The following is a 22,964-nucleotide window of genomic DNA, read 5'->3' as shown; positions in this document are numbered from 1 at the left end:
GGCACGTTTCCCGTTTCATCGCTGTGATAACAGGCTACAATCGGTCAATCACTTCACATTCATTCTCAAGCATAAGAGCGTTGCCATGAAAAATACCAATCCTAGTCAAACTGCTGCTTGGCAAGCCTTGCAGCAACATTTTGAACAAATGAAGGACATCCAGATCCGTGATCTGTTCGCTCAGGATAGCGACCGTTTCTCCAAGTTTTCTGCTACTTTCAACGGGCAGATGCTGGTGGATTATTCTAAAAACCGTATTACCTCAGAAACCCTGGAAAAACTGCAGGCGCTGGCCAAAGAAACCGACCTACAAAGCGCAATAAACTCAATGTTTGCCGGGGAAAAAATCAACCGTACAGAAGATCGCGCAGTGCTACACGTTGCGTTGCGCAATCGCAGTAACACCCCGATCATCGTCGATGGTAAAGATGTCATGCCGGAAGTGAATGCGGTGCTGGCGAAAATGAAACAGTTCTGCGACCGTGTGATTGGTGGCGATTGGAAAGGCTATACCGGCAAGCCGATCACCGACGTGGTAAATATTGGCATTGGCGGTTCTGATCTTGGCCCTTATATGGCGACCGAAGCGTTACGCCCCTATAAAAACCACCTGAATATGCACTTCGTTTCTAACGTCGATGGCACTCACATTGCCGAAACGCTGAAACCCCTAGACCCGGCGACTACGCTGTTCCTAGTTGCTTCCAAGACCTTTACTACCCAAGAGACCATGACCAACGCCCATAGTGCACGTGACTGGTTCCTGAACACTGCTGGCGATCAAAAGCATGTGGCGAAACACTTCGCTGCATTATCTACCAACGGCAAAGCGGTCGCTGAGTTTGGCATCGACACTAACAACATGTTCGAATTCTGGGACTGGGTGGGTGGGCGTTACTCTCTGTGGTCTGCAATTGGTTTATCTATCGCACTGTCGCTGGGCTTTGAAAACTTCGAGCAGTTGCTGAGCGGTGCGCATGAGATGGATAAGCACTTTGCCAAGACGCCGGCAGAGCAAAACTTGCCGGTACTGCTGGCACTGATCGGCATCTGGTACAACAACTTCTTTGGTGCGGAAACCGAAGCCATTCTGCCCTATGACCAGTATATGCATCGGTTTGCTGCCTATTTCCAGCAGGGTAATATGGAGTCTAATGGCAAATACGTTGACCGTAATGGCAACCCGGTGGATTACCAAACGGGCCCAATTATCTGGGGAGAACCGGGTACTAACGGGCAGCATGCCTTTTATCAATTGATTCATCAAGGCACCAAACTGATCCCTTGCGACTTTATTGCCCCTGCCATCAGTCATAACCCATTGAGCGACCATCACGCCAAGCTGCTGTCGAACTTTTTTGCTCAGACAGAAGCGCTGGCATTTGGTAAGTCTCGGGAAGAGGTAGAAGCCGAGTTTGCCGCGCAGGGCAAAAAACCAGAAGACGTTAAGCACGTTGCCCCTTTCAAAGTGTTTGAAGGTAATCGGCCAACCAACTCTATCTTGCTGAGGGAGATTACCCCGTTCAACCTAGGTAGCTTGATTGCCTTGTATGAACACAAAATCTTTACTCAGGGCGCTATCCTCAATATCTTCACCTTCGACCAATGGGGGGTGGAACTGGGTAAACAATTGGCAAACCGTATTCTGCCTGAACTGGCAGGCACAGAAGCCGTGTCAAGCCATGACAGTTCGACCAATGGCCTGATCAATCGTTTTAAAGCCTGGCGTTGAGCGTTGTATCGCACGAGTGATATGGCGTTGGCAAAAATTGCGTTGCCTGTTTTTTAGGCAGCTAACCGATAAGATTGTTCTGCCGGAGACGGTAAGGTCCCGGCAGAATATTGGTCTATGTGTATCATAAAGATCAGTTCCATACCTGCACAGGATAGTCTGTGCCCGCCAGAATCTTGAATACCAGCCTGGCTTGCGTCCCTCAATGCGAATAGCTTTAATAAACCCGATGGCAAGTGCTGGGAAAAGACCGGTCATGCGTTGATTAATGCACCAGCGATTGATTGCCATTGATGCTGTCACCATCATCATTGATCAACTGGTAACTGATATTCTGGTACTGGTGATTGCTTGACCGGTCGAGGATGATAATTTTACTGGAAAAGGGGGCGAGCATACCAATATCGACAGCGTAGCGATCTGTTGCATGTGTTAGCGTGGCGTCTTGATAGGTTGCGTAATAGGGAGAGCGATTTTCAACCTCCAGTTTCAATCGACCAGGCTCACGGATCAGGTTGAAGTGTTGCAGCTTGAGTAGATGATTAACTGCGGGGCTAAGGTCTTTAGGACGATATAACATCTTAAGCTGCAGGCGTATCGCCACTTTTATTTTGATTTGGTCAATGGCAGCGTTCTGTTCAGTGGGAGGAATTTCGTAAATATTGAGCCAGTATAACGACTCACGTTCCTGCGGTTGTGGCACTTGTGTCGCCAGCAACCGTAGGTTTTTCTTTTCCCCTGGTTCAAGGCGAAACAGCCCCGGCAGGGGTATCACTGGCACCTCCCCAGCGTTTTCTGGCGTGCCTTCTGGGGCCCCATCATCAATCCATGCCTGTACCACCACCGGATAGGGATTGGCGTTGAGCAATTGTAATGAGCGTTCGCGGTCTTCCCCCGAAAATACGACTCGGGAGGATTCAATAACCACTCCGGCCTGTACCCAACTACTGAGCAGTAATCCCCCAGCAAGATAACTTTTGAGCCATTTACGCATTATTGCACCTGAATAATGACTTGTGCTGTCGCATCGATCTTCCCTGCGGTGACTTTATTACCAGGTAAAGCCTTCAGGGTGGCGTTCAAGGTTTTGGTATAACGGGTTACCCCATTGACCACAGCGCCTGCGGTAGCGTCGTCTAATACTGGGTACCACCCGGCGCTCTCTACGCCTGTTAATGTGGTCAGTAGGTTTAATGGCGTGCCGTTAGGGCGCGAAAATTGAATGCCTACACCGGTGGCAACACCAGGGTCGCTGCCATAACCATCAGATAAAAGATAGCTGACCGCCCCCCCTGATAGGCCAAACCCGGCAGAGATTGCTGCTGCTGCGTTGGCTGGATTGACCAAGATCCCCATCGCTGTGTGGTTAGCTGCGATCCCATTGGAAAAATCCGTTAAATGACCATTGGCTGGACTTCCCGTCTGACAATCAAAGTTGATGGTCACAGGCATCTGACGACTCCCCCCTGAGCGCAGCTCTGAGACAGTAATGACCGGGAACGTCACCGTGGGGGTGACATTGGTGACGGAACAACTGGCGGCGCGACGAATATAAACGCGGTTATACAGACTGACGGCTCCGGGCGAGTAAGCAGAACCGTTGGAAGAGGTATTGAAGGAGTCCGTCCCTACCTTTAAGTCACTGGAGAGTGTCCCCCCTCTAAAGGCGATATAGGTATTAGGCTGTGGGAGTGCATAAATACCAGTGGTGTTTGAACCTTGCGCCGTTTCTAAGCGGAATAGCTCCACATAGGTATCACTGAAATGTTTGGCTTTCACCAATATCCAACCTTGTGAGTCAGTCTCCAGATTGATTAAGGGGCGTGCTTTCCAGTAACGGGAGTAGTATTCGCCAGTTACCAGATTGGTGGCACGCAACCCCATCCCTGTGGCAGCAGTCTGGTAGGTTTCTGGGAGGCCATAGGCGCTTCCTAATTCAACATTTCCTGCGTGAGCGGAACCACCGTTGGTAGCGTAGTATTCATACAATTTCCCTGCTTCGTCGGGAGTACAGCGAAATAACACTTGCTCAGCGCTGTAAGGTTGTCCCCCTGACTGTAGAAAACTGACGGTACCACTGGCAATCAACGACGTGTTCGCCTGAAAAGCAACCGTATTTATATTGATCACACTTGGCAAACTACCACTGGAACCGGATGCGCTAGTCGCGCCATCCCAATGTACGGCATTGCCTTTGCCGGGCTCAATATAGTAAGGAGAGTTGGGGTCTTGACTGGCCGTTGTGATTTTGTAGCATTCAGCCGAAGCAAGGTGAGTGAATGTCATGGCTACCAGTATGAACAGTGTCATCATCAGGTATTGGTGTGTAATTCGGATCAGTTGCATGATAGCTCCAAATGGTACAGAGACTGATGGCTCTCTTGGCCATCTAAATCGTAATTCAGAGTACATTGCTCACTCGCCGCTTCTCCCCACTTCAGGCGCAAAAGACCCTGCTTATTTGGGACACGGGCATAAAGTTGAGCACTCTGGCCTATCAAACCGACAATCGCATCGTTGCTGTCATAGACATTGCTACCTAACAGTAACTTGCTGGTGTGAGGGCCACGCAACTTGATCAGCAACGGATAACCCTCCACGGTTTTGAAACTCACTTTCACCACTGATCCAGCGTAGGGTGCTACATGCTTCTGGTTTTCCGCCAGTTCAGTGTTAGGATTTTCGATCCCTTTTGCATCAAGGATGATGTCGTTATAACGGTAAGGCACAAGTGAGGGCACAATGGCATAACCGAAACGGTCAATTTGTGCCCCCATGCCGTTGACTACGTTAGCCCCATGCACGTTTTTGGCTTCGATCAAGGCGAAGGTATCGCCAATATAGGGACCGAGAGTGACGCCACCAGAGTGCAACACCAGCGCCCCGCGTGCGCTGGCTCCTCCTTGGGTATAGTGTTTGCCTTGAGAGAGGTTACCCCCGACAGTGGCGATTGAAGTCTGTTGGGTGATGTTGCCACCGATACTGGCTCCGTTTCCTTGCGGGTCGAAAGCTCCGTTGAGCGCATAGCTTGAACGTTGCGCTTCCCCGAGTGTGCCTGTTAATGAGGTTTGATAACTGGTAGTACCATATTTCCCGGTGGTATGGGTGACACTGGAAGAAAGGGTTGGAGAATGCGAATCATTCCGAAGAGGGATCGACAGTGACAACATAACAATATTTTGTACTGAGCCATCACTGGTCACCTGATCATTAACATTATTATTATAACGTGTACTTCCCGTTTTCTGGCGGCCGACTGAGAGGTTGTAACTAATCCCTTTAAAGTGGTTGGAGTAGGACATTTGGTATTGGGTATCGCGCTCGCGTCCCCCACGATAAGCGGTGGTGGAGCCAGAGAAGTTGAGTTGACCATATTCACCCAGGCTCTGACTGACAGTCGCCACCCACTGGTTACTCTGCTGGTAGCTATTGGAGGTCCATATTGCATTATTCTCATCGGTATCACGTAACCCCAGTACATCAGTTAAATCGCGGTATCCTTCTATGGAGTAGTGATAGCTTGCCAGTGTCAGGGTTGTGGCGGTAGGGGTAATGGTACGACTATAAGTGCTTCCCAAACGCCATCCCTTTAGGGTCTCGCCCCACAGGTCTGCCCGTGAGTAGGTAGCATTGAATCCTAATGCTCCTAACTCGCTGGCGACGACAGCACCTGCCAAGAGGGCTTGATAGCCGTCCGAAATACGCACCCCGCTATTGGCAGTGATGGCGTTGGTTAGTCCGGTCTGGTAAGTGAGATCGGCAAACTTTGCGTCACTGTTACCAACATTGCGCACTTTACCTGCGGCGAAACTGTAATTGGAATGCCCTGGCCTCATAGAATCGGGTAGCGCAGAGAAGGGCACAGTAAAGGAAGAGACGCGGCCATCAGCCTCTTGAATATCGACAGCAAGGCCACCTTGGAAACTGGTGGGGTAGAGATCATTAATAACAAAGGCGCCTGGTGCTACGGTTGTCTGATAAATCAAGATACCTGATTGGCGCACACTGACTTTGGCGGTGGTGGCTGCGACACCGCGAATAGTTGGTGCATAGCCTTGCTGTGATTCAGGACGCATTCGTTCATCAGTTTGTAACATGATGCCGCGAAATCCCAAACTGCTAAACAAGGAGCCAGGGGTGAAACTTTCTCCCAGCGTCAACTGACTTCCCAGTGTGGGAAGAGGACGTTGCATATAGGTGCGGATGGCATCCCAACGATTATTATTACTACCGCTATCCTGGCGATAGCGAGTAAAACTGGACTGCTGGCGGAACTGCCATAAACCGAGGTTAATTCCTGCGTTGACTCCGAGAAAGGCAGAGTCGGTAGTGCTGCCAAAGGCCTTAGTGCGATAGTAGTTAGTATCGTAGCTGGTAAATGCCACCATATCGCCAGCAGAGAGCTCGCTGACTGGCACTGCGCCACGGGGTTGATGTTGCATAGAGACCTGTGGAACCGATAGGTCGAGACGTAACCGGGAAAAATCAAAATTGCTGGAAGCCCCGTCTACCCACTGCTCTAGACTGAGACAGTGACTTTGCTGACTGGTGCTGGCGAGAGGGCGTATAGCTTCTGGCAAGACATCAGCTTCCAGTAATAGCTCTTGGGATAAACAAGCAGAGACTCGCTGCTGTTGCCCGATCGCGAATCGCAAAGGTTTGTTGCTAAAAAATTGGCCATTGATAAAGATATCGACCTGATACTCCCCCGGCTCCACGCTGTTGGGATGATTTAAATGGTCAAGGTTGTTGAGAGTTTTAGTCTCGCCTATCAGCATATTGGGATCGAATTCAAACTGCTCATTGGTGCTCTCAGCAAAGGCGTGTGACACAGACAAACCTAGCCATATAACCAGCGGTTTGAGATGTATGCTATGTAAAGAGTTGTTCACTATCATCGCTTTCTCTGAGCGATTATATCCTTGTATGGTATTGATTTTTATTGTCATTCCTTTATACCCTGAAGCAAAAAAGCTAGCCAAACTCCATGGTGTCGCTTGATCTAAATACCCGCGTCTACTACCACTCCACTTTTACTAAGCTAGGTTTATTGGCTGAGGATAAATAAGTGGTATTCATAAACCGGCTCACACTCTTCAGCTTTCAGCAATTGTTACACCGTTCGGCAACGGTTATTGCTTATGACATATGTCATGCAAAGCCAATCTCAAGTGCTCTAAAAAGAGAAACTTTTCAATCCTTCATAGCCTCATGGCGTGAGAGAATCATCCCATACTCCGACAGAATAATGAGGGAGTACAAGGTGTTAAGCCAAGTGAGTCAGTGTGTTGCTACGCTGTAACATCAACATGGCGTTAGGACGTATAGCGCAATTGTTATCTGGTATTTTCTGGATGACTTTTTGCATTCGGTGTCGTTCATGTTGGAGATCGAGGACGGTAGGTTACCCGTTCGGTTGTGAGGGAATGTAATATTTGGCGATTGATAAGATCGCCCAACCGAATTGAGTTCCTTTCAGTAATTTAGGTACGGATATTTAGTTTAGGGCGGTTTCTGACTGTTGTTGTCCTCCATAATCATTAATGAAAGAAAACGTAACTTTCTGTGCCCCAGCGGGGGAACGGCTTCCTTTTTCTTGTTCCCAACTGACTTGAGATTTTGGTGCCACCATGTCAGCGCTAAATGAAACGGTTTGCCCACCCACCACCGCGTTGGCAGTGACAAAGGAGATAAAATAGTTAGAGTCATTGTGCGCCGTTAGTAACCACTTTCCCCCTTGTTGGTTCAACGAAAACCGAACTTGCTTTGTTGCGTCCCCAGGTTCGCCGACGATCTTGGCCGGCCGATAAAAAATTTTCAGTCGGTTACGCAGTACCAACATCATCTGGTTATTCCCTTTACCATTGATATTTTTTGGGGGGATCTGCGCACTGTTGAGGTAGAACACGGACTCACGATCCTGTGGCAGATTATTACCAGTAAAGGTTAAGCGCACTGATTGACCTGTTTGCGGTTCAATACGAAACAGAGCCGGCAGCACCACAAAGGGGCCATCTGCCGTCTCAGGCGTAGAGGACGGATTATTAATATCGGTCCATATCTGCATCACATACGGGATATTGTCTTTATTGTTTAATTGTAGTGTTTTTGACGGCTCGTCACTGGGATAGATGACTCTGGTGCTTAGCAAGACTACACCTGCCTGTGAAGGGGCTGTAAGCAGCATGAGTAGAGCCAAAAGAGCAACATACGGTCTGTAGTAGAAGTTGTTAATCACGCAAACCATCCTTTGGAAATCCCCTCTTCCAAAGACAGAGAAGAGGGGATGCGGCATTAATTATCTGTATGCAATGCTGTACTGAACACTTCCTAGTACAGTGCCTGGCGTTGTTGCAGCTTCTGCAACGTACTCCACTGCGTAGGTATGGCTGCTTGAGGTGGCATTCTCACCTAAAACAGTATATGTAGAACTGACCTCACCATTTAACTTCAATGGTCTGGTGGGGTAGATGGGGTCAACAATTTGTAGCGTAACACCTGTTGCTGTACCCGTATTGGCGATATGACCTTGAGCCGTTAAGTTGTCAGCCAAAAAGGTAGTCTTAAGGATAGTCGGATTGGCTGAGGCGGTACAGCCTGTCAGGTTGAGAATAAATGCTGTTGAACCAGATGTTTTTCCCGCTTGGTCTAACGTACTGGCTATAACGGTTGGCAGTATGATCAAAGGATCAGGGCCATTGCCGTTAATGTCAATTGTGCAGGTCTGGTCTATCACTTCACCTTGGAAACGGATAACGTGGGTGCCAGCAGCCATTACTGTAGTAGAAACCACTAAACCAGCCGCTATAATTGCAAGTTTGATCATTTTCATTTTGGATTTTTCCTGAAGCCAAAACATTAGCAAAGTGATATTCACTTTGCTGTTTCCCGTGGTCACAACACAAATTATCAGTCAGTCGAATAACATAACTGAATAACTATTTTTTCGCATATCGTAATTGATATAACTCATGCTTACGTGTTGTCCGAATAATAGATAGCATGACTTTTAAATTCTTGCTGGCTTTTAGGAACATTCTTATTTGGATTTTTAAAATGTAGACAGAAAGATCTTTTGGCTAATAAGGGGTATTTCAGTCAGGTACTTCATAATTATTAAAAATAAGAGGGATAAAAATTACTTATCCTTTCAAAGCAGAATAAAAAAATGGGCTGATTGCACGTAAAAAATTTACAGTTCGGCTGAATAAAAAGAGTAACGTGGTGAGCAAAAGATATGCAGATCTGATAGAACGACATAATTTCATTCTTTGCGTAAATATAAAAAAATGGGGCCGCAGAAAAAATTTATTTTCGAAGTGAGAGGAAATAAACGATAAGAACATCGTTTGGTATCTTGCTATTTATCACTATCTATTAATTTACGCTATCTTCCCTGTTTTGCGATATTAATTCCGTAATTAATCGAATTACTAAATAAAGCATTCAAGCCGGTGATGTGAATGTGGTGCCCTAAATTATGTTACATTTACATCCAAAGATTCCTTCGAAGTGACTCGATGTAAGGCTAAAGTCTATAGTAGCAAGTGCGAAAGTGGTGGTGATGCCCTACGCGCCTTTTGCCCCGAACACGGAACTCTGCTTCTGGGGCGTGCGGCCATTTGCGTGCAATTGAGGGATACTGCCTAAATAGGTGTTCTTAATACCGCGACACATCACGCTTTTGGCAGATGGGAATGATGAGGAACGCCGACACGCCGAGCCCCCCTCCCGGGGGCTCGTATCGCGCATTCTTGATCTCAATGGTAGGCTAACCTGCATCACTCACACCTGTAGCACTATTATGCGCTATTTAGCCTTTCACACCACCAGCCGTCAGGCCACCCACCAACCAACGCTGTGCCAGCAGGAAAACGGCAGTAATCGGGATTGCCGATAAAACGGCGGCAGCGGCAAAGTCGCCCCACAGGTAGTTTTGCGGGTTGAGGTATTGCTGCATACCCACGGCTAACGTATAGCTATCGACATCACGCAGCAGCAGTGAAGCGACGGGCACCTCGGTGATCGCGGCGATAAACGACAGAATAAATACCACGGCCAGAATGGGAACGGAAAGTGGCAACAGCACCAGACGAAATGCTTGCCATGGTGTAGCACCATCCAGCGCGGCAGCTTCCTCCAGCGAGTTATCAATTGTTTCGAAATAGCCTTTAATCGTCCAGACATGCAGCGCGATACCGCCCATATAGGCAAAAATTACCCCGCCATGCGTGTTAAGGCCGATGAAAGGAATGTATTGGCCCAAACGATCGAACAGCGCGTACAACGCCACCAGAGAAAGTACTGCCGGGAACATCTGGAAGATCAACATACTTTTCAGCAAAGTACTCTTGCCGCGAAAACGCATGCGGGCAAACGCATAGGCACAGGTGGTGGAGAGCGTCACGATACCTACTGCGGTGATCGCTGCAATTTTAACCGAGTTCCATAGCCATAACAGTACCGGGAAAGGGGGAGGCGTTACGCTGCCGTCGGCATGAGTAATGCTCATACCGAGTGCCAAGCGCCAGTGATCCCAAGAGATTTGCTCTGGGATCAAACTACCGGTGGCAAAGTTGCCGGAGCGTAACGATATTGCCACTACCATCAGTAACGGAAACATGATCAGAGCAATAAAACTCAGCATCAGAATATGGGTGATCCATAGACGTACTCGCTGGGATTTAGGTTGTACCATCGCCATTATTGTTCTCCCTTAGTCAAAGTTCATCTTGCTGGCTTTCAGATTTAAGATCGCCAGTGCGCCAACTAACAGGAAGATTAGCGTGGCAATAGCAGCTGCCAGACCGAAGTCTTGCCCACCGCCGCCTTCAAATGCGATGCGATAGGTGTAACTGACCAGCAGATCGGTATAACCGGCAGGGGTCGTCGTACCGATCATGTCGGGTCCGCCACGTGTCAGCAGTTGGATCAGAACAAAGTTGTTAAAGTTGAAGGCAAAACTGGCAATCATCAGCGGCGTCAACGGTTTGATCAACAGTGGTAGAGTGATGCGGAAAAAGTTTTGCATCGGGCTGGCGCCATCCATCGCCGAGGCTTCGTACAGATCGTCTGGGATCGCTTTGAGTAGCCCCATGCACAGGATCATCATGTAGGGATAACCTAGCCAGGTGTTAACGATCAGGATCATGCTTTTCGCAGTGAGCGGATCGGCGAACCAAGCCGGTTTAATGCCAAACAGCGCGTTGAGCATCAGGTTGATTTCACCAAAGCTCTGGTTGAATAACCCCTTGAAAATTAGAATAGAGATAAAAGAAGGTACAGCATAGGGCAGGATCAGCAGGACCCGATACACCGCTTTACCTTTCAACGCCTCCCACTGCACGACACAGGCTAACACCATACCAACCGCAACGGTAAGGATAACGGTCATTACCGAGAAGATAATGGTCCACACAAAGATAGAGACAAAAGGCTTCTGAATACCTTCATCATTCAATACGCGCAAGAAGTTTTTCCAACCGATAGTTACGGTATAACCAGGACTCAGGGTGCCTTTTGCCCAATCACCGTCGGCATTAATCGCCTGGTAAAAACCGATCTCCGGGTTAGGGCGATACTGGATTTGCGTTTGGTTATCCGTCAGCGTCTTGCCATCCTGAGCCAGCGTGTATAGCGGACTGGCACCTGAAAACTGGCGCAGGGAACTCATACGCAACTCGCCACCGTCAGTTAGGGTAGCGACGATTTGGCTCAGTGCCTGACGATTCAAGGTAATGTCGCGTAATGTTGCGCGTTCACCGCCAAGCTCGCTATTTTCCGCGGCCAATTTCAGCGTTTGTACTGCGTTATCACCAAGGCTGAAGGGTTCTGAAATCAGCAATTGGCCATTGTCAGGGTGAATTAACTGTAAACGCCACTGTTGGTTAGCTGCTGGATACAGCGCAAAAGTGAATGTTTTTCCCGTTTGGAACTGACGCTGCATAAGTACAGACTGAGCCCGTTCAAAGGTCAGTTGGTTAGTGCTGCTATAGTTGGTAAAGGCAATCGCAACAGTGCAAATCAGTGGAAACAGGACGAAAAGCCCCATACCGGCGATACCCGGATAAACGTAGCGCCAGGCATAAGCGCGGCGGTTGGCGAACACGTAGAGTCCGGTGCTGACCAATACCAGCGTTAGAATGGCAAACAGATATTCTCCCTGCGCATACATCAACACAATCAGATAACAGGTCGCCAAACTGAACAGGCCAACAAATAGCCACTTCAGTAAGTCGCTCTGCCACCACTTCGATTTTTTTCGCTCTGGCAAACCGGCGTGAGCTAATTGCATAGGGCATTCCTTTCTGGGGTGTTACCGCGGGATGCAATGGCATCCCGCACAACGAACTACGTGTTGATGGCAGTGGTGTGCACTGTCAGGTTATTACTTGGTAATACGGGTATGGGCATCTTCCAGCGCCGCTTTTACTGTCTGGCGACCGGTAATGGCATTAATCACTGCACTCCGCATGGCATACCAGAATGTACTCATCTGCGGGATATTTGGCATGATCTCGCCGTTTTGTGCGTTCTGCATGGTTGCCGCAATTCTTGGGTCTTTCGCCAGATGTTCCTGGAATGACTTCAGCGCTACGGCACCCAGTGGCTTGTCTTTATTGACCTCCGCCAATCCTTGGTCGGTCAGCAGGTAGTTTTCTAGGAACTCGGTTGCCAGTTCTTTGTTCGGACTGGCAGCGTTGATGCCGGCAGTGAGGACACCAACAAATGGCTTGGACGGTTTGCCCTGGAAGGTTGGCAGCAGTGTCACACCATAATTGATGTTGCTCTGCTCAATGTTGTTCCAGGCCCATGGGCCGTTGATGGTCATCGCCGTTTGGCCTTTGTTGAATGCGCCCTCGGCAATTGAGTAATCAGTATCGGCGTTGATGTGCTTGTTCTTCACTAAGTCGACAATAAACTGTAATCCAGCCTGTGAACCGGCATTCGCTACACCCACGTCTTTGACGTTGTACTTACCCTCTTCGAGTTTAAAGGCGAATCCGCCATCGGCGGCGATGATTGGCCAAGTGAAGTAGGGTTCCTGCAAATTCCACATGATGGCGCTTTTGCCCTTGGCACGCAGCTCTTTATCCAGCGCCGGGATCTCTTCCCAGGTTTTTGGCGCGTCTTTGATCAGATCTTTGTTATAAATCAGCGAGAGTGCTTCAACTGCAATCGGGTAGCCGATCATTTTGCCGTCAAACCGAACCGCATCCCAGGTGAACGGATAGATTTTTTCCTGGAAAGCCTTGGAAGGATGGATTTCTGCTAACAGGCCGGACTGGGCATAACCACCAAAACGGTCATGTGCCCAGAAGATGATATCTGGACCGTCACCGGTTGCGGCAACCTGCGGGAATTTCTCTTCCAGTTTATCCGGGTGCTCGATGGTTACTTTGATACCGGTGTCTTTCTCAAACTTTTTACCTACCTCGGCCAGGCCGTTATAACCTTTGTCGCCGTTGATCCAGATAACCAGTTTACCTTCTTCTATTTTGGCAAAGGCTGAAGAGGAGAGTACCAGAGTAGTTAACGCCGAAAGCGTAAGCGCACGTATGCTTTTTGTTATGCTGCGATTCATAATCCAATCCTTTTAAGAATACTGCGGTAAGGAGAGCGGTTTCGCGCCCATAGTGGGTCAAAAACCGACTTATTCTCATCCTCCCCCCATCTACGCCCCACACTCAAGTTGTGTGATCTGGCTTGCAAAGCCTTATATTCTTTGGCGTCAGGCACAAAAATGATGGGAATTTTTTGCAAGAAAGATCACATATTTGCCTTGTTCTTGGCATTTTATCTCTACATCCTCTTTCTCTCATCCTCCCATCTCCTCCCCCATGAAAAATCCCGTTACGGATGATCCTCCGCTCTTTTCATTCCCGCACTATCGGCTGCATTGTTTTTCACCGCAATGCATACCAGGGGCTTGGTTTTATGTCGTTAATGTCTATCGCCACTCGTCCTACGTTGTACCTGATCCACCCTGCTAGTTTTCGTGACGGCAACGGCGATGGTGTTGGCGATGAACAAGGCATGATGACTGCACTGCCTTACCTGAGAACGTTAGCGGTTGATGGGTTGTTGTTGCCAGAGAGCTTACCACCGGAGGCAAGGGAGGCAGTGGCGGAGCATGGATTGGCCCTTTGGTACAGTGAAAGCCCAGGCCGAATTTGCTGCAGTGCTGCACCAGAACAACATTACATGCGCCGTGCTTTGGCGCTTGAAGTGGTGCCGTTCAGCATCGAAAAGCTGGTGTCCGTATTGAATGCAGCTCGGAGCCGGCTGGCCGAAAACGTCTGGAGTACCGGTGAGGCTGACCAGCCAAGGGTTGTTAGTCACTGGGGACAAGGCGATCTCCGTTCTGCCCAGGCTTTTCTAACGCTTCTGGCATTACTGCCCGCACCAGTATGTCTTTATCAAGGCGAAGAGTTGGGACTGCCACATGCGGCAAACTTACAGGATCCGAATGGGGCACAAACCCCTATGCCATGGTATGAGGCTCCTGAACAGGCGACAGCCAGTGAAATTCATTGGTATCAGCAAGTGGCTATCGAGCATCGGGCGCTAGCCATTAGCCGCCAGCAGCAGGATAGCCATTCAACCTTACGCTATTGCCAGGCGCTACTGGCTCTGCGCAAGTTACCGATTATTCAGTATGGCGAGTTGGGAGTGGTCAGTCAGGAAAATGGTGTGCTCCGCTTACTGATTACCTATCAAGATCAATGCGTTGAAGCGCTCATTAATCTGCAGCCTTATACTCAGCCGGTTGTTCCGTCTGAGGCAACTATTCCACTGGAGTGGCAGATGGCGCAGAGCCAGGAAGGTGATCAACGATTTTTGGCAGGTTTTGCATCTGCCATTTTTACACGAAATGTTAACTGCGAAAGCAGGGGAGTAACGCATGGCTAGCGTCACACTGCGCAGCGTTTATAAGGCCTTTGGTGAGGCTGTGATTTCCAGGGACGTCAATCTAAGCATCGATGACGGCGAGTTTGTCGTGTTTGTAGGGCCATCGGGGTGCGGTAAATCGACGTTGCTACGTATGATCGCAGGGTTGGAGGACATTACCTCTGGTGATTTGTTCATCGGTGAAAAGCGGATGAATGAGGTGCCACCCTCCGAACGGGGTATCGGCATGGTATTTCAGTCGTATGCGCTTTATCCGCATCTGTCTGTGGCCGACAATATGTCATTTGGTCTGAAGCTGGCAGGAACAAAAAAAGCTGAAATTACTCAGCGGGTTAATCAGGTTTCAGAAGTATTACAACTGGCGCATTTATTGGAACGTCGGCCCAAAGCGCTGTCTGGTGGGCAGCGTCAGCGTGTGGCAATAGGTCGTACATTGGTCGCAGAACCCGATGTGTTCCTGTTAGATGAGCCGCTTTCTAACTTGGATGCCGCACTGCGTGTGCAGATGCGTATTGAGATTTCACGCCTGCACAAGCGCCTACAGCGCACCATGATTTACGTCACCCATGATCAGGTCGAAGCAATGACGCTGGCTGACAAAATTGTGGTCTTGGACGCTGGGCGCGTTGCCCAGATCGGCAAGCCGCTGGAACTGTACCACTACCCGGCCAACCGCTTTGTTGCAGGGTTCATCGGCTCACCAAAAATGAATTTCCTACCGGTTAAAGTTACCGCAGTGGAACATAACCGAGTGCAGGTTGAATTGCCGATGCCTAATCGCCAACTGGTGTGGTTGCCGGTTGAATCTCAAGGGGTTGAAATTGGGGCCAATCTGTCGTTGGGCATTCGCCCTGAACATCTGTTGCCAAGCTCTGAATCCGCAGTCGCGCTGATGGGGGAGGTGCAGGTGGTGGAACAGTTAGGCAATGAAACCCAAATTCATATTCAAATTCCAGAAATCCGTCAGAACCTGGTGTACCGCCAGAACGACGTGGTGCTGGTTGAAGAAGGTGCAATATTCGCTATCGGGTTGCCGCCGCACCGCTGCCACTTATTCCGTGAAGACGGTACCGCGTGTAAACGGCTGCATCAGGAACCGGGCGTTTAACGCATCAACGGCTGTATAACAGGAGAATAATAATGACTACTCTGCACAAACTTCCTCTGGCACTGGCTGTCGCTGCAGGAGTTCTATCTACACAAGCAATGGCTGTGGATTTCCATGGTTACGCACGTTCCGGTATCGGTTGGACTGGTAGCGGTGGTACACAACAGTGTTTTCAGGCTACTGGTGCCCAAAGTAAGTATCGTCTGGGTAACGAGTGCGAAACCTACGCTGAATTAAAACTGGGCCAAGAGTTGTGGAAAGACGGTGATAAGAGCTTTTACCTAGACTCAAACGTTGCATATAGCGTCAATCAGGCCAATGACTATGAAGCAACCAGTCCAGCCTTCCGCGAAATCAACGTACAGGGTAAAAACCTGATAGCTGCATTACCAGGCGCTAATATGTGGGCAGGTAAGCGTTTTTATCAACGTCACGATGTCCACATGATCGATTTCTACTACTGGGATATCTCTGGCCCGGGTGCGGGTCTGGAAAATATCGATCTGGGCTTTGGCAAACTGTCATTTGCCGTTACGCGTAATACGGAAGCCGGTGGTTCGGCAGCCTTTGGGAACTCAAGAACCGAGTACTATCTCGATCAGGCAACAGGGTCGATAGCCAGTCGTGAAGTTAGAAATACCGCCGATGTTTACAACGATGTTTATGATGTGCGCCTGGCAGGGTTGGAAACCAATCCTGGTGGCACGCTGGAATTGGGTATTGATTACGGCAATGCGACTACCAAGAACGGCGTTGAACTGCAGGAAGGTGCTTCTAAGAATGGTGTAATGGCGACGGCACAACACACTCAGAGTATGTTCGGCGGCTTTAACAAGTTTGTTGTGCAATATGCTACTGACTCGATGACCTCTTGGAACACGGGGCACAGCGAGGGCGGCAGTGTGAATAACGACGGCCATATGTTGCGCCTGCTGGATCATGGCGCAGTGAAGCTAAGCGATGATTGGGAAATGATGTACGTCGGGATGTACCAGAACATCAATCTGGATAACAACAACGGAACCACGTGGTACACGGTAGGTATCCGCCCGATGTACAAGTGGACACCCATCATGAGTACTTTGTTTGAAGCAGGCTATGACAACGTCAAATCTCAAAGAACAGACGATCGCAATAGCCAATATAAACTGACCTTGGCCCAACAGTGGCAGGCAGGCGACAGCATTTGGTCGCGTCCGGCTCTGCGTGTCTTCGTCACCTATGCCAATTGGGATGAGAAGTGGGGATATGTTAATGGTGGTGCGGTAAATGATGCTGGCCGCGGTAAAGATAATGAAGTGACCTTCGGTGCCCAATTCGAGGCCTGGTGGTAATCAGTAGACATGCGGCCAACCGTGAAAGTTGGCTGCATTAATCCTTCATTCACCAGTTTGGCTGACGTGTGTTCTTGCCAGTTGTGCGTCAGTCTTCCCGCCTCTTTGCGAAAGGGCTATCACAATGAAAAAAAATCTACTCGCTTTTTACCTGTCACTGGTCTGTGGTTCAGCATTGCCGTTGATGGCGCAGGCCACAGTATTCAATGCTCCGGCGGATATCTCGGTTGCACCAACGATCTCCCATGAGACGTTACAAAAGTTGTCCTGGACGCCAATCGTGCCGCCAGCGAGTGAAAGCTTCAAAATTACTGATTCAAATCAGAAAGTGGCTCAAGGCGATGTTCAGGGCTCGGTGGCTGGTTTTACTCTGCCAGCTGACCGTGGTTCGATAGAAATTACGCTCAGCAGTCTGGTAAAAGATCGTAGCGTCTTTTCGCCTAACGTACTGGTATTAGATGAACAATTACGCCCCGCCGCGTTTTATCCCAGCAGTTACTTCCCTTATGAGCGTGCTGGTGTGATGTCTGGTGATCGTTTGGAAGGAACCCTAAAACTGACCCCTGCACTAGGGCAAAAACAGATTTACCTGTTGGTTTACACTACCCGTCAGGATTTAGCGACAACCACTCAGCTTCTTGACCCGGCGAAGGCTTACGCTATGGGCGTAGGGAATGCGGTGCCCGATATTCCAGATCCTGTTGCACAGCACAGTGCAACGGGGGAGCTGAATCTGAAAGTTCGCTCAGAGCAGAATATGGGGAGCGTAATGATTGGCTTGCCGTTAAATAGTTCTCCGGCAACGGCACCGGTTGTTGTTGGCCCTGCAGTACCCGCAGTTGCTGCTCCAGCACCTGCTCCAGCCTCTTTATCTCCGTCAGAGCCAATGCTTGATGACACTGAAGCCTATTTTAATAAAGGTATCAAGCAGGCGGTCAAGGATGGCGATATCGATAAAGCACTGAAATTAATGAATGAAGCAGAAAAATTGGGTTCCGCCACAGCACGTAAGACATTTATTGGTAGTGTGAAAGGCAAGGGGTAATACCCCACACTGCCGATGCTGGCTTTATGATTGGTGCGTTTAGGCGCACCTTTTTTGCTGGGCGTTCGTTTTTCTCTCAAGGGGAGTATTGTGCTTTATTCCTCATCTTTCAGGTCGGACATAAGGCAGACTTCTTAACGAATCGACCTGCCGCTTTCTCATTTCTGCGTTACAATAGCCTTCTGTTAACGATTTGTATTGTCTGGAACCAGGCCATTCTGCGTGGTTTCTGGCATGGAGTAGAACAATGTTTGGCAATAAGGATCCCATCCTGCCGCCCATTGAGTGGTTGCCTGAGAACTCCCCAATACCTATCGCTGTCAGTGATTGGCTGATGGAGCCAGGGTCCATGACTCGCCGTTTTGAAGGCTATTGTCACCGTGTACATATAGAGCCGCAGCGCGAGTGCTTTATAACGCGTGAGAATTTGGCTGAAGAGGCCACACATCTGCCGTACAGCAAGCGCTATTGGTTGCGTGAAATTGTGTTGCTAGGGGATGGTGAACCCTGGTTGTTGGGGCGAACCGTGATCCCGCAGGAAACGTTGACCGGGCCCGATCAGGCGTTGGTTGATTTGGGCACAGTGCCACTAGGGCGCTATCTGTTCAGCAGTAACAGCCTGACTCGCGACTATATCAACGTTGGCCGCCAGAAAGCGTTGTGGGCACGACGTTCCCGGCTCTGTCTGGCGGGAAAACCACTTTTGCTGACAGAACTATTTTTATCGGCTTCTCCACTGTATGCGCTGGAAAAGGTGAAACCGGTACGATGAGGGGAGATAAATTGTGGAAGGGAGCGTAATTCAAAGCAAATGGCAGGCCTATAGCCATCTGATGCGCATTGATAAGCCCATTGGTACGCTGTTGTTGCTATGGCCCACATTGTGGGCGTTATGGCTGGCGGGAGGAAAGGTTCCATCGCTCTCGATATTGTTGGTTTTTGTGCTGGGTGTTTTTCTGATGCGCGCTGCTGGATGTGTGGTGAATGACTATGCTGATCGCGCATTCGATGGCCATGTGAAGCGCACGGCGGGACGACCAATACCCAGTGGCCGTGTCAGTGAAAAAGAAGCCAAAATTCTGTTTGTCTCGCTGGTGCTGGTTTCTTTTGCACTGGTTTTGACACTCAATGCTATGACCATCTGGTTGTCGCTGGTCGCATTGGCACTGGCCTGGATTTATCCGTTTATGAAGCGGGTGACCAACCTGCCACAATTGGTGCTCGGAACGGCATTTGGTTGGTCGATCCCCATGGCCTATGCTGCCGTAAGCGAGTCGCTCCCCCTGAGTTGCTGGTTGCTGTTTATGGCCAATCTTTGCTGGACAGTAGCTTACGACACCTTGTACGCCATGGTTGACCGCGATGACGATTTAAAGATTGGTATCAAATCTACCGCTGTGCTGTTTGGCCGCCATGACAAACTCATTGTTGGCATATTGCAATTTATTACTTTGCTGCTGATGCTTTGCGTGGGGTTGATGATGGATCTGGGAGGCGCATTTTATTGGTCGCTATTGTTGGCCGGCATGTTGTTTATCCATCAACAAAAGCAGATAGTCAGCCGCGATCGCGATGCCTGCTTCCGCGCTTTTTTGAACAATAATTATGTAGGGTTGGTGTTGTTTATCGGTATTGCGCTCAGTTATCTCTGATTTTCTTGCTACCGCTGTAAAAAGGGCACCCACGCGGTGCCCTTTTTACTATGACTTGCGTTACTGGTCTTCTCCTTTCACTTCCGTTGCTATCTGCGGAGCGCTGGTTTCTTCCAGCACACTGACGCTTTCTATCGTCAACTTGATTTCCGGGGTGATCAGATCGCTCAGAATGGTGTACACCTCGATGGTGTGTTCACGGATCGCATCGCCACTATCGCTGATGTAGCCTTCCTCGCGCAGTGTGGCGACCAGGGTGGAGAACACCGCCTTATCAAAGAACTCTGGCGCATTAATGCCATGCAGTACCGACAGACGTTGCGCCATAATGCGACTCTCTTTCTCCAGCGCCCCGCGGTTGATGCTTGGGTTTGCACTCAGGATCGACATAGTGATCGCGTAGCGCTGCAAGGTTTCGCGTACACCAGCAGCCAACAGCTGCAGCGGACGGATACGTGCCGGATTCAGCACCAGATCGTCCCCTTTAACACCAATCAGTTTCTGGCGCGCCAGCTCTTCGATCAACGGCTGCAGTACCTGTGGCAATTGATCTTTTTCGTAACGCAGAAACAACTCAGCTTTTAACATCGGATAAATCAGACTGACCTGGCGCAACAGTTCAGCACGCGACACGCAGCGATGATGCATCACGATCGTTGCGATCAGTGAAGGTAAAACCAGCATGTGGTGAATGTTGTTCCGGTAGTAAGTCATCAACACTGCCTGTTCCCGTGGCAGGATAATGATGTCGCCGATGCTGTCTTTTTCCACCTCGAACTTGTTCATGTTCAATGCATGATCCAACAACTGATCCGGCGTTTGTGAAGGTACTGTCACGTCGCGTGCGTAAGGCGCATTGCGCATCAATTGTTGGTAGCAATCCAACTGCTCAACCAACTGCTCTCGGGTCAGTGAACGCTGACGAGAGGCCAATAGCGCAGTGGAGCACAGGTTCATGGCATTGGCTGCGGCAGCGTTGTTGATGCGCACCATGATTTGGATTGCCAGATCGTTTACCACGGGGGTTAGCCAGTTTGGGCGTGGCGTTTCTATTGGGTCTATAGACTCACGCCATTGGGGAACGTGCTGATTGAGGTAAGACGTTAATGACAACGGCTCACCAAAATTGACGTAACCTTGGCCCAGGTTGCGCAGTTTACGCAGGCCGCGCAGCATTTGTAACAGGCCTTCTTTCTCTTTGGTTGCACCACGCAATTCTTTGGCGTAGGTGCCTACTTCCATCACGTGCTCATAGCCGATGTAAATTGGCACCAGCGTAATTGGCCGAGTACCTCCTCGTAACATGGCTTGAATGGTCATCGAAAGAGTACCGGTTTTGGGTTCCAGCAGGCGGCCAGTTCGGGAACGCCCACCTTCAACAAAGTATTCTACTGAGTAGCCGCGAGTGAACAACTCACCAAGATATTCACGGAACACCGTCGAATAGAGTTTATTACCCTTGAAAGTCCGACGGATGAAGAACGCACCCAAGCGGCGGAAAATCGGCCCAGCAGGCCAGAAATTCAAATTGATACCGGCAGCAATATGCGGTGGTACCAGCCCTTGGTGGTAGAGCACGTAAGAAAGTAACAGGTAGTCCATATGGCTACGGTGACAGGGAACATAGACAATCTCGTGGCCGTCCTGCGCCAATTGACGCACGCGCTCAGCATTGGTGACGTTGATACCCTGATACAAACGGTTCCAGGTCCAGCTGAGCACACGGTCAGACAGGCGCACCGCTTCATAGGAAAAGTTAGCAGCAATCTCTTCCATCAATGCAATTGCATTTTGTTGTGCTTTTTCGTGAGAGATCTTCTTGCTACGAGCCTCGTCTTCGACGGCTTTTTCAATCGCTTTGGAAGCCAGTAGTTTATTAAACAGATCCTGACGGTCAGGCAGGCTTGGCCCAACTGCGGCCAAACGCTGGCGTGCGAAGTGCATACGTGCCACTCGAGCCAGTTTCTGCGCGATAGATTTATCTGTGCCATGCTCGGTCGCCATTCGGCGTAAAGACACGGTATTAGAGAAGCGGACAAAGCTGTCTCGCCCTAACCATAATACGGCAAAGAATTTCTGTACCCCGTTCAGCAGGCGTAGTTGCGGCGCACCTTGGCCTTCACGCCCTGGGGAACGGCCAAACATTACCGATACCGGCAACATCTGAATATCAAGCTCTAGGTTGTTACGATGTAAATCCAGATAATCGTGGAACAGCTTTACCGACTCTTCTTTCGGCGTGTAATAACGGAATACGCGCGGACCATCGTGAATAAACACATGGCTAGGCAGTACGATACCGTCTATTTCGAGTGGTTTAAGGGGATCGGGCAGATCTTGCTCTAGGCACTGGGTGCGCAAAGTCAGTAAATCCGCCTTGGAATTATAAGGTAAAACATACAAAATCGGCCGTGAGGGGTCTAACCCTAACTCCATGACCGGATCTGAAGGGATAACCTTACTGTTTACCAATAATTTCATTGGTAAACTCAATAATTTATAATAAATTTTACGCCAACCTGACATAACAACGTGAAGCCTCTTGTTAGCAATGCGCCGCAAGAATACCAGAAACCGGGTAACAGGTCTGTGGTGTTGGGAAATCCAGAACCATCCAGGCAATGGATAGACTTAATTAGATTATACCGTATGTGTGTCAGCTTGCAGCGCTGACCACTATGGCAGGGCTAGCCTTATGCTCAAAAAATGCCTTGCTGTATCCTGAATTGGTGACGGTTCTATCATTTACCGCTGAGAAAGGTCCCCTTACCATGGCAAATCAAATCACTGGTCTAAAACGTATTGTGAAAGCCGTTGGTTATTCATATAAAGGTTTATCAGCAGCTTGGCACAACGAGGCCTCATTCCGCCAGGAGCTGGTTGTTGCCGTGTTGGCTATCATACTGGCGATTTGGTTGGATGTCGGTGCCGTAGCACGGATTTTACTGATAGGTTCGGTAATGCTGGTGATGATTATCGAAATACTCAACAGTGCCATTGAAGCTGTCGTTGACCGTGTAGGAGCGGACTACCACGAATTATCGGGGCGGGCGAAAGACATGGGTTCGGCGGCGGTATCTTTGACGATTATTTTGGCGCTGTTTGTTTGGGGCTCCGTGCTTTGGGTGCATTTTGCTTGAAGTTAAGGTGACAATGTTGCGAACAAGTTCGCTAATCCCTG

At 49.4% G+C, this 22,964-nt stretch carries 18 protein-coding genes; 9 read left to right on the top strand and 9 right to left on the bottom strand.

The genetic code is table 11. The features are described 5' to 3' along the window. The first annotated feature begins 85 nt into the window (after window positions 1-85). Window positions 86-1,732 carry a glucose-6-phosphate isomerase gene (gene pgi, locus OK023_RS15790; RefSeq protein ID WP_317693634.1) on the top strand — a complete coding sequence of 549 codons (1,647 nt, stop codon included), beginning with the start codon at window positions 86-88 and terminating at the stop codon, window positions 1,730-1,732. A 265-nt stretch (window positions 1,733-1,997) separates the two neighbouring features. Here pgi and OK023_RS15785 read toward each other — a convergent pair whose 3' ends face one another. From OK023_RS15785 to OK023_RS15765, 5 genes are all read right to left on the bottom strand, one after another. Next, window positions 1,998-2,726, bottom strand: coding sequence for a molecular chaperone (locus OK023_RS15785; RefSeq protein WP_317693633.1), 729 nt, complete (start codon window positions 2,724-2,726; stop codon window positions 1,998-2,000). Continuing rightward, window positions 2,726-4,078, bottom strand: coding sequence for a fimbrial protein (locus OK023_RS15780; RefSeq protein WP_317693632.1), 1,353 nt, complete (start codon window positions 4,076-4,078; stop codon window positions 2,726-2,728). Before OK023_RS15780 ends, OK023_RS15785 begins: the two co-directional genes overlap by 1 nt. Continuing rightward, window positions 4,069-6,681 carry a fimbria/pilus outer membrane usher protein gene (locus OK023_RS15775; protein WP_317693631.1) on the bottom strand — a complete coding sequence of 871 codons (2,613 nt, stop codon included), beginning with the start codon at window positions 6,679-6,681 and terminating at the stop codon, window positions 4,069-4,071. The genes OK023_RS15780 and OK023_RS15775 overlap by 10 nt, the downstream gene beginning before the upstream one ends. Window positions 6,682-7,229: 548 nt before the next feature. After that, a complete protein-coding gene (locus tag OK023_RS15770; protein ID WP_317693630.1) occupies window positions 7,230-7,970 on the bottom strand; it encodes a molecular chaperone in 741 nt (246 codons plus the stop codon). A 60-nt stretch (window positions 7,971-8,030) separates the two neighbouring features. Then, window positions 8,031-8,609, bottom strand: coding sequence for a fimbrial protein (locus tag OK023_RS15765; RefSeq protein WP_317693629.1), 579 nt, complete (start codon window positions 8,607-8,609; stop codon window positions 8,031-8,033). A gap of 296 nt (window positions 8,610-8,905) precedes the next feature. Here OK023_RS15765 and OK023_RS19240 point away from each other — a divergent pair, with 296 nt between their 5' ends. Next, window positions 8,906-9,055 carry an IS1 family transposase gene (locus OK023_RS19240; RefSeq protein WP_411569425.1) on the top strand — a complete coding sequence of 50 codons (150 nt, stop codon included), beginning with the start codon at window positions 8,906-8,908 and terminating at the stop codon, window positions 9,053-9,055. A 490-nt stretch (window positions 9,056-9,545) separates the two neighbouring features. Here OK023_RS19240 and malG read toward each other — a convergent pair whose 3' ends face one another. The 3 genes from malG to malE form a co-directional block, all read right to left on the bottom strand. Beyond that, window positions 9,546-10,436 (bottom strand): maltose ABC transporter permease MalG, encoded by an 891-nt coding sequence (gene malG, locus OK023_RS15760; RefSeq protein ID WP_317693628.1) that lies wholly within the window; start codon window positions 10,434-10,436, stop codon window positions 9,546-9,548. 12 nt (window positions 10,437-10,448) lie between these two features. Further along, window positions 10,449-12,026: a maltose ABC transporter permease MalF gene (gene malF / locus OK023_RS15755; protein ID WP_317693627.1), complete on the bottom strand. Its 1,578-nt coding sequence runs from the start codon at window positions 12,024-12,026 to the stop codon at window positions 10,449-10,451. Between the two features lie 93 nt (window positions 12,027-12,119). Then, window positions 12,120-13,316 carry a maltose/maltodextrin ABC transporter substrate-binding protein MalE gene (gene malE / locus OK023_RS15750; RefSeq protein WP_317693626.1) on the bottom strand — a complete coding sequence of 399 codons (1,197 nt, stop codon included), beginning with the start codon at window positions 13,314-13,316 and terminating at the stop codon, window positions 12,120-12,122. 353 nt (window positions 13,317-13,669) lie between these two features. On the opposite strand from malE, the gene OK023_RS15745 reads away from it, so the two are divergent. The 6 genes from OK023_RS15745 (at window position 13,670) to ubiA (ending at window position 19,783) form a co-directional block, all read left to right on the top strand. After that, window positions 13,670-14,644 carry an alpha-amylase family glycosyl hydrolase gene (locus tag OK023_RS15745; RefSeq protein WP_317693625.1) on the top strand — a complete coding sequence of 325 codons (975 nt, stop codon included), beginning with the start codon at window positions 13,670-13,672 and terminating at the stop codon, window positions 14,642-14,644. Further along, complete coding sequence (gene malK, locus OK023_RS15740; RefSeq protein ID WP_317693624.1) at window positions 14,637-15,752, top strand: maltose/maltodextrin ABC transporter ATP-binding protein MalK; 1,116 nt, start codon at window positions 14,637-14,639, stop codon at window positions 15,750-15,752. Before OK023_RS15745 ends, malK begins: the two co-directional genes overlap by 8 nt. Before the next feature lie 32 nt (window positions 15,753-15,784). After that, a complete protein-coding gene (locus OK023_RS15735) occupies window positions 15,785-17,086 on the top strand; it encodes a maltoporin (protein WP_317693623.1) in 1,302 nt (433 codons plus the stop codon). Window positions 17,087-17,210: 124 nt separating this feature from the next. Next, complete coding sequence (gene malM / locus OK023_RS15730) at window positions 17,211-18,131, top strand: maltose operon protein MalM (protein WP_317693622.1); 921 nt, start codon at window positions 17,211-17,213, stop codon at window positions 18,129-18,131. 247 nt (window positions 18,132-18,378) lie between these two features. Then, the gene (gene ubiC / locus OK023_RS15725) at window positions 18,379-18,903 is read left to right on the top strand and encodes a chorismate lyase (RefSeq protein ID WP_317693621.1); all 525 of its coding nucleotides are present in this window, start codon (window positions 18,379-18,381) and stop codon (window positions 18,901-18,903) included. A gap of 13 nt (window positions 18,904-18,916) precedes the next feature. Further along, window positions 18,917-19,783 (top strand): 4-hydroxybenzoate octaprenyltransferase, encoded by an 867-nt coding sequence (gene ubiA / locus OK023_RS15720; RefSeq protein WP_317693620.1) that lies wholly within the window; start codon window positions 18,917-18,919, stop codon window positions 19,781-19,783. A 60-nt stretch (window positions 19,784-19,843) separates the two neighbouring features. Here ubiA and plsB read toward each other — a convergent pair whose 3' ends face one another. Next, window positions 19,844-22,309, bottom strand: coding sequence for a glycerol-3-phosphate 1-O-acyltransferase PlsB (plsB, locus tag OK023_RS15715; RefSeq protein ID WP_317693619.1), 2,466 nt, complete (start codon window positions 22,307-22,309; stop codon window positions 19,844-19,846). A gap of 245 nt (window positions 22,310-22,554) precedes the next feature. On the opposite strand from plsB, the gene OK023_RS15710 reads away from it, so the two are divergent. Then, window positions 22,555-22,923 carry a diacylglycerol kinase gene (locus OK023_RS15710; RefSeq protein WP_317693618.1) on the top strand — a complete coding sequence of 123 codons (369 nt, stop codon included), beginning with the start codon at window positions 22,555-22,557 and terminating at the stop codon, window positions 22,921-22,923. Window positions 22,924-22,964 lie beyond the last annotated feature (41 nt).

Source organism: Serratia sp. UGAL515B_01, from assembly GCF_033095805.1.
Classification (GTDB): domain Bacteria; phylum Pseudomonadota; class Gammaproteobacteria; order Enterobacterales; family Enterobacteriaceae; genus Chania.
This window is presented reverse-complemented; position numbering and strand designations above follow the sequence as displayed.

Excerpts from the sequence above, each read along its gene's own strand:
- OK023_RS15775 (WP_317693631.1), bottom strand. The coding sequence starts at position 6,681 with ATGACAATAAAAATCAATACCATACAAGGATATAATCGCTCAGAGAAA.
- OK023_RS15735 (WP_317693623.1), top strand. The coding sequence starts at position 15,785 with ATGACTACTCTGCACAAACTTCCTCTGGCACTGGCTGTCGCTGCAGGA.
- malF (WP_317693627.1), bottom strand. The coding sequence starts at position 12,026 with ATGCAATTAGCTCACGCCGGTTTGCCAGAGCGAAAAAAATCGAAGTGG.
- OK023_RS15710 (WP_317693618.1), top strand. The coding sequence starts at position 22,555 with ATGGCAAATCAAATCACTGGTCTAAAACGTATTGTGAAAGCCGTTGGT.
- malM (WP_317693622.1), top strand. The coding sequence starts at position 17,211 with ATGAAAAAAAATCTACTCGCTTTTTACCTGTCACTGGTCTGTGGTTCA.
- malE (WP_317693626.1), bottom strand. The coding sequence starts at position 13,316 with ATGAATCGCAGCATAACAAAAAGCATACGTGCGCTTACGCTTTCGGCG.
- malK (WP_317693624.1), top strand. The coding sequence starts at position 14,637 with ATGGCTAGCGTCACACTGCGCAGCGTTTATAAGGCCTTTGGTGAGGCT.
- OK023_RS15785 (WP_317693633.1), bottom strand. The coding sequence starts at position 2,726 with ATGCGTAAATGGCTCAAAAGTTATCTTGCTGGGGGATTACTGCTCAGT.
- plsB (WP_317693619.1), bottom strand. The coding sequence starts at position 22,309 with ATGTCAGGTTGGCGTAAAATTTATTATAAATTATTGAGTTTACCAATG.
- pgi (WP_317693634.1), top strand. The coding sequence starts at position 86 with ATGAAAAATACCAATCCTAGTCAAACTGCTGCTTGGCAAGCCTTGCAG.
- OK023_RS15780 (WP_317693632.1), bottom strand. The coding sequence starts at position 4,078 with ATGCAACTGATCCGAATTACACACCAATACCTGATGATGACACTGTTC.
- malG (WP_317693628.1), bottom strand. The coding sequence starts at position 10,436 with ATGGCGATGGTACAACCTAAATCCCAGCGAGTACGTCTATGGATCACC.
- OK023_RS15745 (WP_317693625.1), top strand. The coding sequence starts at position 13,670 with ATGTCGTTAATGTCTATCGCCACTCGTCCTACGTTGTACCTGATCCAC.
- ubiC (WP_317693621.1), top strand. The coding sequence starts at position 18,379 with ATGTTTGGCAATAAGGATCCCATCCTGCCGCCCATTGAGTGGTTGCCT.